Genomic DNA, 14015 nt, shown 5'->3' on the forward strand with positions numbered 1-14015 from the left:
CAGGCCGGCGACGCTTGTCTGTAATGATTCGTAACGCTGATAGGGCATGATTTCACCCGAAACTACGGGACTTTCCCTACGAAAAATATAAGTGTGCCCTGCTCTTCCCAACGGCCATGGCGCGATTAGAATGGCGAGCCTTCCTGTCACAACCCTTCTTACTTTCCTTATCGAAGACGCCCATGTCCGAAGCCAGTCCGTGTCTGAATTGCGGTGCCTGCTGTTCACACTTCCGTGTGTCTTTCTTCTGGGGTGAGTGCGCCTCGTCGGGGGGCACGGTGCCCGATGACCTGGTGGTGCAGATCAACCCCACACGCGTGGCGATGATCGGGACCGACCAGAAACCCGCGCGCTGCTGCAGCCTTGAGGGCGAAGTGGGCAAAGGCACTCATTGCACGATCTATGAGCAGCGCTCCAGCGTGTGCCGCGAGTTCGACTCCTCTTGGAGCCACGGTGTGCAAAACACCGATTGCGATGCCGCGCGCGCAGCATTTGGTCTGGCGCCGCTGGAGCCACCGCCTTTCGAGCTGGACCTGCCCATCAGCGCTTAGCCGCCAACAGGGCCGTGATGTCGGTCCGGGTGAGCTGCCCGCCAGCGCGATCATGAACATTTCCGCTGCCCGCAGCAGCGCCCACTTGCCTGCCAGAGCAATTCGCTGACGCCGAATCTTTGGCATTTCGCCATCATTTATCTAAAGAATGCCGGTAAACGGCCGATTCATCAGAGTCGGGCCGGGATTTCCCCTTGAAACGCTAGGGTTAAACCTATCGCCCCGGACCCGAACGCACTGTAAAGTCGCGAACTCCCACTCAGTGATGGCTTTTTAACATTTCACAGCCATCCGCCCAGGTACATGGCGCACAATGACTTCTAAAAATAACTCTGCCACCGTGGTCTCCGATGTGTTGCCGACAGCTCCTGCGGAAAAACCTTCAGGTTCGAAGTCATTGAGCAGCCCCCGTCCACTGGCGACCCAGCAATACCTGTACTTCACCGAGACCAATACCGACCGCATCCTCGACAACCTCGACGGCCTGCGTGACATGGTGTTCCCGCGCCTGCCCCATCAGGAAGTCGATGGCGAGCCGCGCAGCGAACAGGAATTCCCCTCGGTGTGCCTGATCGGCCTGGGCCGCTGCGGTTCGAACATTGCGCTGGACGTGGCCGAGCTGGTCTATAACGCACGCAAGTTCTACCTGAACGAATTCAGTACCGAAGACAAGTCGACAGACAAGGGCTACAGCCCCGCCCAATGGATTCGCAACAACCTGCGCCTGGGCGTCGGCAAGGCCAGCAAACCGGTGTTCCTGGTGGAGCCGCTGGTGATGCTGGGCGACCTGGACAAAGACATCGCCGGGCGCATCCGATTCTCGCGCAAGGGCGAAAAAAGCGGCTTCCTGCGCGATTACAGCAAGATGAAAATCATGGACCTCTCGGAAGTCCATGCCGGTGGCGCCGGTAACGCGCCGATCCTCGGCCAGTACCTGGCCAAGATCATCCTCAATAAAGACACCCAGCGTTTTTCCAGCCCCGACTGGAAGATGATCCATTCGTACCTGATCGACTCCTGCGGCATCAAGGCCAACCAGTCGCGCCTGTATTTCTCGATCTTCAGCGCCGGCGGCGGCACCGGCTCGGGCATGGCGTCGGAGTTTGGCCTGGCCCAACAGCATTCGTACATGAACAAGACGTTCGACACCAAGCCGGCCGACGAGCACGACAGCAAAAGCGGCCACGCCTTCGTTTTCGAACCGATCTTCACCAGCGGCATCTGCGTGCTGCCGAACATCTCCGACCACCGCAGCGAAATGTCCGAGGCGCTGCACATCAACGCCGGGCGGCTGCTCTGCAAGTATCTGTCAGAAGAATGGGATTTCTCGTACAACTTCGCCAATGAAGACAGCAGCGAAGCCAGCGTCAAGGGCCGTATCCGCCCGTGGAACGCGATGATGCTGATCTCCAACGACATCATGCGTTACGCCGAAGAGAGCGATGACGGCAATATCCAGAACATTGATGTCAATGCCATGGAAAAGCACGCCAACCAGTATATCTCGCAACAGATCTTCAACATTCTTACCGCCCAGGCGGTCACCACCGACTACGACCAGAACTACTTCCGTCGCGCCGGTATCGACATCGGCGAAACCATCCGCCTGGATGCCAACGACCTGTTCATGAGCCTGGCCGGCCCGGTGGCGATTGCCTACGCCGAATCGGTGGTCCCGGAAACCCCGGCGCCGTCGGGTGACAAGTTCAAGGTGTTCGACAAAGAGCCGCAGCGCCTGAACATCGACGACCTGTTCTTCCGCTCCATCGACCTGCCGCACTTCAACAAAGTCACCCAGGCCATCGAAGGCATCAGCCTGCTTCCGATCGAGTCCAAGCGCTACAAGGCCTCCCTGGAGCAGTACAAGAACTCCGGCTATGACGCGGCGGCGCTGCACGACCTGCACTTCTTCAAGAACTGCTCGTCGGTGGTGTCGATCGTGTCGCTGCCCAAGGATTACAAACTGTCCTACATGGACCTGAACCGCCTCAAGACCCACCTCAACAGCCTGTTCCCCAACACCACGCTCAAGCGCTACGCCCTGGTGATCGGCGCGTCGGCCAACCTGTCGCTGACCACCCTGATCGCCAAGAGCCCGTGCCTGTCGGATGATTTCCTGACGCTGATCGTGGCGTTCATCAAACGCTGCTTTGCGCGCAACCCGTACCGTTTCGACGACACGCTGGACAACTCGATCCTGGACTTCATCATCCACGAGGATTTCGACGAAGAGCGTATCGACGAACTGCTCAATGAGTTTGAAAACCCGGCGAAGATCCTCGACACCAACTGGTACGCGATCAAGCCGATGTATGAGAAGAAGTACCGTGAGTTGATCAATGACAAAGATAAGTTTGTCTCGATCAATGACATTCGCCTGTCACGGGATTGCGTGAAGAAGGCGATCAAGTACTTGCGTGAGATTTACCGTCATCGGATCGGCAAGACGAAGATTATTTCGTTGAACAACCATACCGGCAAAACCGCCTAGTTGTCTGTGGCGAGGGAGCACGCTCCCTCGCCACAGCGATCTGCTAACACCAAGAAACAATTCCCCGGGCATTTCGCCGTCGGCAAAACTGTTCCCGTGACGCGCACGTCACCCGCAGCTGTGACCTTTCTCCACGGCAAGATGCCATCACCGCATCAGCGGTTACTCCGCTACACACTTGCAGCGGCGCAAACTGCGCACCATTTTCGTGCAGGCTTTTCTTACGCTGCCCTTTCCTGGATCAGAATCCACGGCGAAACCACCACCGCCCACAGGCTCGGATCACGCTCCAGCAGGTCCAATGCCCGCGTCGCAGACACTTCGCCCAGGCTCCCCGAGGCCAGCCAGGCAGCGACTTTATCGCGCTGATCCTCGGCCATGCCTTCGGCCGCCTCGATCAAATCCAGGCCGGCGTCGACCCACAATAGGGCACCCTTGGCAAAGAACGGTTCGAGCTCCTTCCAGGAGATTTCGGCGGTTTCACCGAGCAGCTTGGCATAGAGGGTGCTAGGTTCTTGCGTCATGGGGATTCACCTTGGGAAAAAATCGGCGCAATCATAACGTCGTGTCTCTCGTAGAAAAACCCAGTTGCAAATGAGTGAGCGATTGAAAGCGTCAGGAAAGCCACGGATTGTCCGCCACTGCGGCAGCGTCCCGGCGCAATTCTGTCTTTTTCTTTCATTTAAGCGACACGCCCGGGTATTGCCCCCAGCAGCCAGCTTTTCAAGCGATCAACCGGCGCTCTACACTGTACCGGTACAGTTGCCAGGGCGCTGCCGGGGGGATATTCAAGATATCTGATCCGGTTCTGCAGCTCACAAGGCCGCTAGAACTATAAAAAAGACAACAGTAAGAGTGGAGCACTATGAATAAGGCTACTAAGCAGATTTCCAAACTGTTTGCCGCTATGGTCCTGGCCGGGGTTGCCAGCCATTCGTTCGCAGCCGATACCATCAAGATCGGCATCGCCGGGCCTAAAACCGGTCCTGTCACACAATATGGCGACATGCAGTTCATGGGTGCCAAGCAAGCGATCGCCGACATCAACGCCAAGGGCGGCGTCGATGGCAAAATGCTCGAAGCCAAGGAATACGACGACGCCTGCGATCCCAAGCAAGCCGTGGCCGTCGCCAACAAAGTGGTCAACGACGGCGTCAAGTTTGTGGTCGGTCACCTGTGCTCCAGCTCCACTCAGCCAGCGTCCGACATTTATGAAGACGAAGGCGTGATCATGATTACCCCGGCAGCCACCAGCCCGGAAATCACCGCCCGTGGCTACAAGCTGATCTTCCGCACCATCGGCCTGGACAGCGCCCAGGGCCCGGCGGCCGGCAACTACATCGCCGACCACGTGAAGCCGAAGATCGTTGCCGTGCTGCACGACAAGCAGCAATACGGTGAAGGCATCGCCACTGCCGTTAAACAGACCCTCGAGAAGAAAGGCACCAAGGTTGCCGTCTTCGAAGGCCTGAACGCCGGTGACAAGGACTTCTCCTCGATCATCCAGAAACTCAAGCAAGCCAACGTCGACTTCGTCTACTACGGCGGCTACCACCCTGAGCTGGGCCTGATCCTGCGCCAAGCCAAGGAAAAAGGCCTGAACGCCAAGTTCATGGGCCCAGAAGGCGTCGGCAACGACTCCATCTCGCAAATCGCCCAGGGCGCTTCCGAAGGCCTGCTGGTGACCCTGCCGAAATCCTTCGACACCGACCCGGCCAACAAAGCCATCGTTGAAGAGTTCGCCAAGAACAAGCAGGACCCAACCGGTCCGTTCGTGTTCCCGGCCTATTCGGCCATTGAAGTCATCGCCGGTGGTATCAAAGCCGCGAAAAGCGAAGACACCGCCAAAGTGGCCGAAGCCATCCACGCGGGCACCTTCAAGACCCCTACCGGCGATCTGAGCTTCGACGCCAAGGGCGACCTGAAGGACTTCAAGTTCGTGGTCTACGAGTGGCACTTCGGCAAACCGAAAACCGAAGTTTCCCCTCAGTAAGCCAGGCGTTACTGGTCAACAAGCCCACTGTGAGAGCAGTGGGCTTTGTTTTACGAGGTTTATGGGCCTGTCACCCGCGATCCGGGCGCTGGCTCACCTGAAAATCTTAAAACCGTCACCAGCGGTTCGCTGGCAAACGCTTTGCGCAAATGTGCTCACAGAACACAGCGCAGGGCCGGAACATGACTCCACCAGTGAAATGCGTATCGGGTTTTTAGGAGCGTTGTAATGCCTGAGATCTATCATTTTTTCCAACAGCTGGTTAATGGCCTGACCATTGGCAGCACCTATGCCTTGATAGCCATTGGCTACACAATGGTTTACGGCATCATTGGAATGATCAACTTCGCCCATGGCGAGGTCTACATGATTGGTTCCTACGTGGCCTTCATTGCCCTTGCCGGGCTGGCCATGATGGGGATCCACTCCCTGCCGTTGTTGATGACCGCCGCGTTCCTGGCGTCGATCGTCGTAACCAGTGCCTATGGCTACAGTATCGAACGGGTTGCCTATCGTCCCTTGCGTGGCAGCAACCGTTTGATCCCGCTGATTTCCGCCATCGGCATGTCGATTTTCCTGCAGAACACCGTATTGCTGTCCCAGGACTCCAAGGACAAGTCCATTCCCAACCTGATCCCGGGGAGCTTCTCCTTCGGCCCGGGCGGCGCACAAGAAGTGCTGATTTCGTACATGCAGATCCTGGTCTTCGTCGTCACCCTGGTGGCCATGCTGGGCCTGACCCTGTTCATTTCCCGCTCCCGTCTGGGGCGCGCCTGCCGGGCCTGCGCCGAAGACATCAAGATGGCCAACCTGCTGGGCATCAACACCAACAACATCATCGCCCTGACCTTCGTCATCGGTGCCGCGCTGGCGGCCGTCGCCGCCGTGTTGCTGAGCATGCAGTACGGCGTGATCAACCCCAACGCCGGTTTCCTGGTCGGCCTCAAGGCCTTTACCGCAGCGGTATTGGGCGGCATCGGCAGCATTCCGGGCGCGATGCTCGGCGGGCTGGTGCTGGGTGTGGCCGAAGCGTTTGGCGCCGATATCTTCGGCGACCAGTACAAGGACGTCGTGGCGTTCGGCCTTTTGGTTCTGGTGCTGTTGTTCCGTCCGACCGGCATCCTGGGCCGTCCGGAGGTTGAGAAAGTATGAGCAGATATCTTAAATCGGCGTTTTTCAGCGCCCTGTTGGTGTGGGCCGTGGCGTTCCCGGTACTCGGCCTCAAGCTGAGCATTGTCGGCATCAACCTGGAAGTGCATGGCACCGGTCCCGTGACCCTGACCATCATTGCCCTGTGTTCGGTGTTGATGTTCCTGCGCGTGCTGTTCACCCGGCAGGTCGGCGCGTTGTTCAAGGGCAACCGTGGCCCGCTGGTATCGCCCAAGGTCAGCCAATTCCTGACCCTGCCGCGCACCCAGCGCTACATCATCATCGGCCTGATCGTGGCCGCGCTGATCTGGCCGTTCTTCGGCTCGCGCGGTGCGGTCGACATCGCCACCCTGATCCTGATCTACGTGTTGCTGGGCCTGGGCCTGAACATCGTGGTCGGTCTGGCCGGCCTGCTTGACCTGGGTTATGTGGGTTTCTACGCCGTGGGCGCCTACACCTATGCGCTGCTCTCGCACTACCTGGGCTGGAGCTTCTGGATCTGCCTGCCCCTGGCCGGCATGGCGGCGGCGACGTTCGGCTTCCTGCTGGGCTTCCCGGTGCTGCGTCTGCGCGGCGACTACCTGGCCATCGTGACCCTGGGCTTCGGGGAAATCATCCGACTGTTCCTGCGTAACCTGACCGACATCACCGGTGGCCCCAACGGCATCAGCAGCATTCCCAAGCCGACGTTCTTCGGGCTGTCGTTCGAGCGCTCTGCGGCCGAAGGCATGCAGACCTTCCACGAGTACTTCGGGATTGCCTACAACCCGGTGAGCAAAGTGGTGTTCCTGTACCTGGTGGCGCTGTTGCTGGCCCTGGCCGCACTGTTCGTGATCAACCGCCTGCTGCGCATGCCGATCGGCCGTGCGTGGGAAGCGCTGCGCGAAGATGAAATCGCCTGCCGGGCCCTGGGCCTGAACCCGACCATCATCAAGCTGTCCGCGTTCACCCTGGGCGCCGCGTTCGCCGGTTTTGCCGGCAGCTTCTTCGCCGCTCGCCAAGGCCTGGTGACGCCGGAGTCGTTCACCTTTATCGAGTCGGCGATCATCCTCGCCATCGTGGTACTGGGTGGCATGGGCTCGCAGTTGGGCGTGATTCTCGCGGCGATCGTGATGATCCTGCTGCCGGAAATGATGCGTGAGTTCAGCGAATACCGCATGTTGATGTTCGGCGCCATGATGGTGCTGATGATGATCTGGCGTCCTCAAGGCCTGCTGCCCATGCAACGTCCACACATGGAGCTGCGCAAATGAGCCGCGAGATCCTGAAAGTCGAAAACTTGAGCATGCGCTTCGGCGGCTTGCTGGCGGTCAATGGCGTGGCCCTGACCGTGAAGGAAAAACAAGTGGTTGCGCTGATCGGCCCCAACGGCGCCGGCAAGACCACGGTGTTCAACTGCCTCACCGGTTTCTACAAGCCCAGTGGTGGCAGCATCCTGCTCGACGGCCAGCCGATCCAGGGCCTGGCCGGTCACGAGATCGCCCGCAAGGGCGTGGTGCGGACCTTCCAGAACGTGCGGTTGTTCAAGGACATGACGGCGGTCGAGAACCTGCTGATCGCTCAGCACCGTCACTTGAACACCAACTTCTTCGCTGGTTTGTTCAAGACCCCGGCGTTCCGCAAGAGCGAGAGCGAGGCCATGGAATACGCGGAGTATTGGCTGGACAAGGTCAACCTCACCGAGTTCGCCAACCGCCCCGCCGGCACCCTGGCCTATGGGCAGCAACGTCGCCTGGAAATCGCCCGCTGCATGATGACCCGCCCGCGGATCCTGATGCTCGACGAACCGGCCGCCGGTTTGAACCCCAAGGAAACCGAAGACCTCAAGGCGCTGATCGGCGTGTTGCGTGAGGAAAACAACGCCACCGTGCTGTTGATCGAACACGACATGAAACTGGTCATGAGCATTTCCGACCACATCGTGGTGATCAACCAGGGCACGCCCCTGGCCGACGGTACGCCGGAGCAGATCCGCGACAATCCTGAAGTGATCAAAGCCTATCTGGGGGAAGCGTAAAATGCTGCAATTCGAAAACGTTTCCACTTTCTACGGAAAGATCCAGGCCCTGCACAGCGTCAACGTCGAAGTGCGCCAGGGTGAGATCGTCACGCTGATCGGCGCCAACGGTGCCGGCAAGTCGACCTTGCTGATGACCTTGTGCGGTTCGCCGCAGGCCCACAGCGGCAGCATCCGCTACATGGGTGAAGAGCTGGTGGGCCAGCAGTCGTCGCACATCATGCGTAAAAGCATTGCCGTGGTGCCGGAAGGCCGACGGGTGTTTTCGCGCCTGACCGTCGAAGAGAACCTGGCCATGGGCGGGTTCTTCACCGACAAGGGCGACTACCAGGAGCAAATGGACAAGGTGCTGCACCTGTTTCCCAGGCTCAAGGAACGCTTCAGCCAGCGCGGCGGCACCATGTCCGGCGGCGAGCAGCAAATGCTCGCCATCGGTCGCGCGCTGATGAGCAAGCCCAAGCTGTTGCTGCTCGACGAACCCTCCCTGGGCCTGGCGCCGATCATCATCCAGCAGATCTTCGACATCATCGAACAGCTGCGCAAGGACGGTGTGACGGTGTTCCTGGTCGAACAGAACGCCAACCAGGCGCTGAAAATCGCCGACCGTGCCTATGTGCTGGAAAACGGCCGGGTGGTGATGCAGGGCACGGGTGAGCAGTTACTGACCGATCCGAAGGTGCGTGAGGCGTACCTCGGCGGTTAACACCCGGTTGCTAAATGTGGGAGGGGGCTTGCCCCCGATGGCGCCATGTCAGGCACAGAATATGTGGCTGATATACCGTCATCGGGGGCAAGCCCCCTCCCACATTTGTTTCGGGTGATCGCTGAAATTTTTTTCAAACGGCTTGTAACGAATTCCAGCGTCCAGCCTCTAGTGGTACAAGCAGGCAATCATGCCCGCCGACTCATCCCACTGCTGGAGATACACCATGACCGTTAAACACCGTTCGCTGTCCGCTGCTTCCCTCGTCCTCGCCCTGAGTTCCGCCCTGAGCCTGTCCGCCTTGAGCACCAGCGCCCACGCGGCCGACGACATGCAGAAATGCTTCGGCGTCGCCGAAGCCGGCAAGAACGATTGCGCCGCCGGCGCTGGCACTTCCTGCGCCGGCACCTCCAAAACCAAGGATCAGGCCAACGCCTGGAAACTGGTCCCGGCCGGCACCTGCACCCAAACCCCAAGCACCACCTCGTCGACTGGCTTCGGCCAGGAAGCGGCCTTTACCGCCAAGTCCTGAAGCAGCCCGCAGCCTGAGTACTGATGATGACGCTTTCGTTCCTGCAAACGCCCTCAACGGCTCAGGTGCCCGGCCTCCCCCTGCGGGCCGGGCTGGGGCTGAAAAACGAGCACTTCACTGAAGTGCTCGACACCTGCCCCGATATCGGTTTTTTTGAAGTGCATGCCGAAAACTACATGGTGGCCGGCGGCCCGTTTCATCACTACCTGGGTTTGATTCGCGCGCAGTACCCGCTGTCGCTGCACGGCGTAGGCCTGTCCATCGGCGGCGAAAGCCCGCTGAACCGTGAGCACCTGGCACGGCTGGCAACACTGATCGAGCGCTATCAACCCCAGGCCTTTTCCGAGCACCTGGCCTGGTCGACCCACGGCCCGGTGTTTCTCAACGACTTGCTGCCCCTGGCCTACGATGTCGCCGCCCTCAATCGAGTGTGCGAACACGTTGATCAGGTTCAGAGCACCCTCAAGCGGCCAATGCTGCTGGAGAACCCATCGACCTATCTGCAGTTCCAGCGCTCGACGCTCGACGAAACGGACTTCATCGGCGAAATCATCCGCCGCACCGGTTGCGGCCTGCTGCTGGACGTGAATAACGTCTATGTGTCGTGCATCAATCATCAGCGCGATCCGTTGACCTACATCGACGCGCTGCCCTTGCACGCCGTGGCTGAGATTCATCTGGCAGGCTTTGCCGAAGACACCGACAGCCTGGGTGAGCGCCTGCTGATCGACGATCACGGCGCGCCCATCGATAACGCCGTCTGGCAGTTGTACGAACACGTGCTCGCGCGTACCGGCCCGGTGGCCACGCTGATCGAAAGGGATAACCAGGTACCGGCCTTCAGCGTGCTGCTGGCCGAGGCACAGCAGGCCGAACGGCACTTGTCGCGGGGCCGCCCATGAGCCTTCTCGAAGACTTTGCCGCCGCCCTGCTGGCGCCGGACCAAGCCTGCCCGGCCGGCCTGTTCAGCAGCAACGGCGCCGACCCGGCCAGCCGATTTGCGGTGTATCGCAACAATGTCCACGGCTCGTTGATCAACGCGCTGGCGACTGCTTACCCGGTGACGTTGCAACTGGTGGGCGAGGAGTTTTTCCGCGCCATGGCCGGCTGCTACGTACAGGCATGCCCGCCCGGCAGCCCATTGATCAGCGAATACGGCGCGACATTTTCCGGTTTTATCCAGGGCTTTGAACCGGCCGCGAGCGTGCCTTACCTGGCGGATGTAGCACGCCTGGAACGCTTGCGGGTCCGTGCCTATCACGCGGCGGATGCCCCCGCGCTGGAACCGCAGGCTGTTCTGCAGCAACTGCAAACGCACACCGAGCTGGGCACATTGCACCTGCAACTGCACCCATCCCTGGCCACGCTGGACTCGCGCTACGCCGTCGTCGCGGTGTGGGCGGCGCACCAGACCGAGGGCGCGATTGCCACGTTGAATCCCTGGCATGCCCAGGGCGCCCTCGTGTTGCGCCGGGGCCTGGAGGTCAAGGTGTTCGCCATCGACAGCGGCTCGGTGGCGTTTATCGACAGCCTGAACCAGGGCGCGGTGCTGGAGAAGGCGCTCGCGCACGCACTCGAGGCCTCAGCCGAGTTCGACCTGCACCAATGCCTGGCGCTGCTGATCAACCAAGCCGCCATCACTCATCTGTCTCTGGAACACAAGGTATCGCCATGAACCCTCGATCAACGCGCCTGATCAACCGGGCCATCCAGCTTTTCGAAAAAATCCCCTACAGCTTGATCGCCTTTCTCGCACGCTTCTCCATCGCGGCGGTGTTCTGGAAGTCCGGGCAAACCAAAGTCGAAGGCTTTGCCATCGACTTGATCAGCGGCACCTTCCAACTGGGCGAGCCGCGCCTCGCCGCCTCGACGCTGCCGCTGTTTCGCAGCGAATACAAGCTGCCCTGGCTGTCACCGGAAGTGGCCGCGCACATGGCGGCATTTGCCGAACACTTCTTCCCGGTGCTGATCCTGCTGGGCTTGGCCACACGCTTCTCGGCCCTGGCGTTGATCGGGATGACCCTGACCATTCAACTGTTCGTGTACCCCGATGCCTACCCGACCCACGGCACCTGGCTGGCCGTCCTACTGCTGTTAGTGGCCAAAGGCCCGGGTCGCCTCTCCGTCGACCACCTGATCGCCCGCCGCTATCGCTAGAGTCGGTCGAGGGCTTCACCGCTGCGCTTGAACCAGTCCACCAGGTAGTCGGCCAACACCTGGGTGCGTCGCGGCAAGCCGCCCTGATAGGGATGCACCAGGTACATCGGCAGGCTCCGCGTCTGATAATCCCGCAGTAGCCAGCGCAATCGGCCGTCAGCCAGTTCCGCCGGTAAAACGTAGGAAGGCAGCCGCGCAATACCAGCGCCCACCAGGGCGGCCTTTTTCAACAGGTTGTAGTGATTGGAAGCGAAGGTCCCGCTCACCCGCACGCGTAGCAGCTCGTGCTGCTGGTGGTACAGCCACTCTTCGCGGCCGCTGTAGTGGCTGTTCAGCAGGCAGGTGTGGGACGCCAGATCGGCTGGGGTCAGCGGTTCGCCGTGCTGCTCCAGGTAGGCCGGGCTGGCACAGGTCATCTCGTGCCAGGCCAACAACGGCTTGGCCACCAGGCGCTGATTTTCGATGGCGCCCGAGCGTACCCCCAGGTCGAAGCCATCCCGTGCCAGGTCGCGGTAGCTGTTGTTCAGCTCCAGTTCGATCTGCACCTGCGGGTAGTGCTCGGAAAACTCCAGCAACAAGCCGTCGAAGAAGGTTTCGCCCAACGACACCGGAACCGTCATACGCACCGGCCCGGCCAAGTCGTCCTTGAGCCGCGCCAGCGCCTGACGTGCCCGTTCGACCTGCGCCACCAACGCCTGCGCCTGGGGCAACAACGCAGCGCCGGCCGCGGTCAGGCTTAGCTTGCGCGTGGTGCGATGCAGTAACACCACCGAGTACCCCGCCTCCAGCTGGCTGATGCGCTTGGACAGTTGCCCTTTGCTGCAGCCCAGTTGCTCAGCCGCCACGGTGAAACTGCCGGCCTCGATCAGTACGGCAAACGCCGCCAGGTCATCCATCTCGCTCATGGATTGTTTCCATTTGAAAACCAAAGGTTGCCTATTAGCGCGTTTATCCACTTGAAAAGCCACACTAGACTGAACCCTCACTTACCCACTGGAGAAACAGCACGATGAAAATCCTATTGATTGGTGCCAGCGGCACCGTGGGCTCGGCGGTCAAGGCGGAACTGGCGCAGCGTCACGAGGTGATCAGCATTGGTCGCAGCAGCGGCGACTTCCAGGTGGATATCAGCGACAGCGCCTCGATCCGTCGGCTGTTCGAGCAGACCGGCCGGTTCGATGCCTTGGTCTGCGCCGCAGGCAGTGTGAATTTCGTCGCGCTGGGTGAGATGAGCGAAACCGATTTCGAACTGGGCCTGCGCGACAAACTGATGGGCCAGGTCAACCTGCTGCTGATCGGCCGCGAGTACGCCAACGACGGCGCCTCGTTCACCTTTACCAGCGGCATCCTCAACCGCGACCCGATTCGCACCGGCGCCTCGGCGGCACTGGTCAATGGCGCGCTGGATGCATTTGTGAAAGCCGCCGCAATCGAATTGCCACGGGGCCTGCGCGTCAATTCCGTAAGCCCGACAGTGCTGCTGGAAGCCATGGGCAGCTATGCACCGTACTTTCGCGGGTACAAACCGGCTGCGGGCGCCGATGTGGCACTGGCCTACGCGAAAAGCGTCGAGGGCTTGCAGACCGGCCAAACCTTTATCGTAGGTTGAACGCCAAAGCTGTAAGAAATGCCTGAAGCTGGCGCGTGGGCTTGTGATGCACCGCCAGCCTGCGTAACGTGGCGGCACTTGTCAGGAGACCCGATAATGCGTGCCGCCCGTACCCTCATGCTGTTTGCCTTGCTCCCCTTGTTCACCGCCTGCCAGTTGTTCGAAAGCGAGCCGGCCAAACCGTCCACCGCCGGGCTGACCCGCATGCAGGGCGAGCTCACGGCAGTCGCCGGCAAGCTGTTGTTCCAACCGTGCCACGACCAGCGCAACTACGTGGTCAAGGACACCGGCGGCACCAGCATCCTGCAGGAAGCCGCTTCCCTGGCCGGCCAGCAAGGCGCACTGTTTGCCGACCTGCGCGGCAAGTTCTCCGGCGTCGCTGCCGGCACCCAGGGCGAAGTGGAGCTGCAACAGCTGTACCGCGTCGAGCGCTCGACCTCGGCCTGCGATGATCCCGACTTCAAGCGCATGATCCTGCGTGCTAACGGCCACAAGCCGGCCTGGGCGCTGAACGTCACCGCCAAGGGCATGGTGCTGGAGCGCGAAGGCCAGCCGCCGCTGCCGGTTCCCTATGTCGAGGAACAACTGGGTGACGGGCGTTTCAACCTGATGACCGAAGCCAATAACCAGCACATCGAACTGTGGGTGGCCCCCCAGCGCTGTGTCGACAGTGCCAGCGGCAGCCTGCAACACATGACCGCCGAGTTGCGGGTCAACGGTCAAGTCCAGCGTGGCTGCGCGGCTTTCGGCGGTTCGCGCGACGATTGATGCGGGCCCGCGCTGTTTTAACATGACGGGAACCTGCCGTTGGGG

At 60.5% G+C, this 14015-nt stretch carries 15 protein-coding genes; 13 read left to right on the plus strand and 2 right to left on the minus strand.

The annotated features are described in order from the left end of the window. Positions 1 to 182 precede the first annotated feature (182 nt). Entirely contained in the window at positions 183 to 551 is a 369-nt protein-coding gene (locus AC07W0_RS10870) for a YkgJ family cysteine cluster protein (protein ID WP_102617387.1), read from the plus strand. Positions 552 to 864: 313 nt separating this feature from the next. Beyond that, positions 865 to 3042: a hypothetical protein gene (locus tag AC07W0_RS10875; RefSeq protein WP_026139772.1), complete on the plus strand. Its 2178-nt coding sequence runs from the start codon at positions 865 to 867 to the stop codon at positions 3040 to 3042. A 221-nt stretch (positions 3043 to 3263) separates the two neighbouring features. Here the strand turns inward: AC07W0_RS10875 and AC07W0_RS10880 are convergent, their stop codons facing one another. Beyond that, complete coding sequence (locus AC07W0_RS10880; protein WP_017844802.1) at positions 3264 to 3566, minus strand: DUF2288 domain-containing protein; 303 nt, start codon at positions 3564 to 3566, stop codon at positions 3264 to 3266. 341 nt (positions 3567 to 3907) lie between these two features. Here AC07W0_RS10880 and AC07W0_RS10885 point away from each other — a divergent pair, with 341 nt between their 5' ends. The 9 genes from AC07W0_RS10885 to AC07W0_RS10925 all read left to right on the plus strand — a co-directional run bounded on the left by AC07W0_RS10885 (position 3908) and on the right by AC07W0_RS10925 (position 11593). Further along, positions 3908 to 5035: a branched-chain amino acid ABC transporter substrate-binding protein gene (locus AC07W0_RS10885; RefSeq protein ID WP_017844801.1), complete on the plus strand. Its 1128-nt coding sequence runs from the start codon at positions 3908 to 3910 to the stop codon at positions 5033 to 5035. 228 nt (positions 5036 to 5263) lie between these two features. Beyond that, positions 5264 to 6187 carry a high-affinity branched-chain amino acid ABC transporter permease LivH gene (gene livH / locus AC07W0_RS10890; protein ID WP_003231100.1) on the plus strand — a complete coding sequence of 308 codons (924 nt, stop codon included), beginning with the start codon at positions 5264 to 5266 and terminating at the stop codon, positions 6185 to 6187. After that, positions 6184 to 7437, plus strand: coding sequence for a high-affinity branched-chain amino acid ABC transporter permease LivM (locus AC07W0_RS10895; RefSeq protein WP_017844800.1), 1254 nt, complete (start codon positions 6184 to 6186; stop codon positions 7435 to 7437). Before livH ends, AC07W0_RS10895 begins: the two co-directional genes overlap by 4 nt. After that, positions 7434 to 8201 carry a high-affinity branched-chain amino acid ABC transporter ATP-binding protein LivG gene (gene livG, locus AC07W0_RS10900; RefSeq protein ID WP_017844799.1) on the plus strand — a complete coding sequence of 256 codons (768 nt, stop codon included), beginning with the start codon at positions 7434 to 7436 and terminating at the stop codon, positions 8199 to 8201. Before AC07W0_RS10895 ends, livG begins: the two co-directional genes overlap by 4 nt. 1 nt (position 8202) lies before the next feature. Next, complete coding sequence (locus tag AC07W0_RS10905; RefSeq protein WP_017844798.1) at positions 8203 to 8904, plus strand: ABC transporter ATP-binding protein; 702 nt, start codon at positions 8203 to 8205, stop codon at positions 8902 to 8904. A gap of 226 nt (positions 8905 to 9130) precedes the next feature. Further along, entirely contained in the window at positions 9131 to 9436 is a 306-nt protein-coding gene (bufA1, locus tag AC07W0_RS10910; protein WP_017844797.1) for a BufA1 family periplasmic bufferin-type metallophore, read from the plus strand. A 23-nt stretch (positions 9437 to 9459) separates the two neighbouring features. Further along, complete coding sequence (gene bufB / locus AC07W0_RS10915; protein WP_102617386.1) at positions 9460 to 10338, plus strand: MNIO family bufferin maturase; 879 nt, start codon at positions 9460 to 9462, stop codon at positions 10336 to 10338. Further along, on the plus strand, positions 10335 to 11111 hold the full coding sequence (locus tag AC07W0_RS10920; RefSeq protein WP_017844795.1) for an HvfC/BufC N-terminal domain-containing protein: 777 nt from the start codon (positions 10335 to 10337) through the stop codon (positions 11109 to 11111). The genes bufB and AC07W0_RS10920 overlap by 4 nt, the downstream gene beginning before the upstream one ends. After that, entirely contained in the window at positions 11108 to 11593 is a 486-nt protein-coding gene (locus AC07W0_RS10925) for a DoxX family protein (protein ID WP_017844794.1), read from the plus strand. Before AC07W0_RS10920 ends, AC07W0_RS10925 begins: the two co-directional genes overlap by 4 nt. Here the strand turns inward: AC07W0_RS10925 and AC07W0_RS10930 are convergent. Then, complete coding sequence (locus AC07W0_RS10930) at positions 11590 to 12498, minus strand: LysR family transcriptional regulator (protein ID WP_017844793.1); 909 nt, start codon at positions 12496 to 12498, stop codon at positions 11590 to 11592. The two genes, AC07W0_RS10925 and AC07W0_RS10930, sit on opposite strands and share 4 nt — an antisense overlap. A gap of 104 nt (positions 12499 to 12602) precedes the next feature. On the opposite strand from AC07W0_RS10930, the gene AC07W0_RS10935 reads away from it, so the two are divergent. Together AC07W0_RS10935 and AC07W0_RS10940 are read left to right on the plus strand one after the other, a co-directional pair. Continuing rightward, positions 12603 to 13202: a short chain dehydrogenase gene (locus tag AC07W0_RS10935; protein WP_017844792.1), complete on the plus strand. Its 600-nt coding sequence runs from the start codon at positions 12603 to 12605 to the stop codon at positions 13200 to 13202. Positions 13203 to 13298: 96 nt separating this feature from the next. Next, entirely contained in the window at positions 13299 to 13970 is a 672-nt protein-coding gene (locus AC07W0_RS10940) for a COG3650 family protein (protein ID WP_017844791.1), read from the plus strand. The last annotated feature ends 45 nt before the right edge of the window (positions 13971 to 14015 follow it).

The sequence above is a fragment of the Pseudomonas sp. GW704-F2 genome (assembly GCF_059423025.1).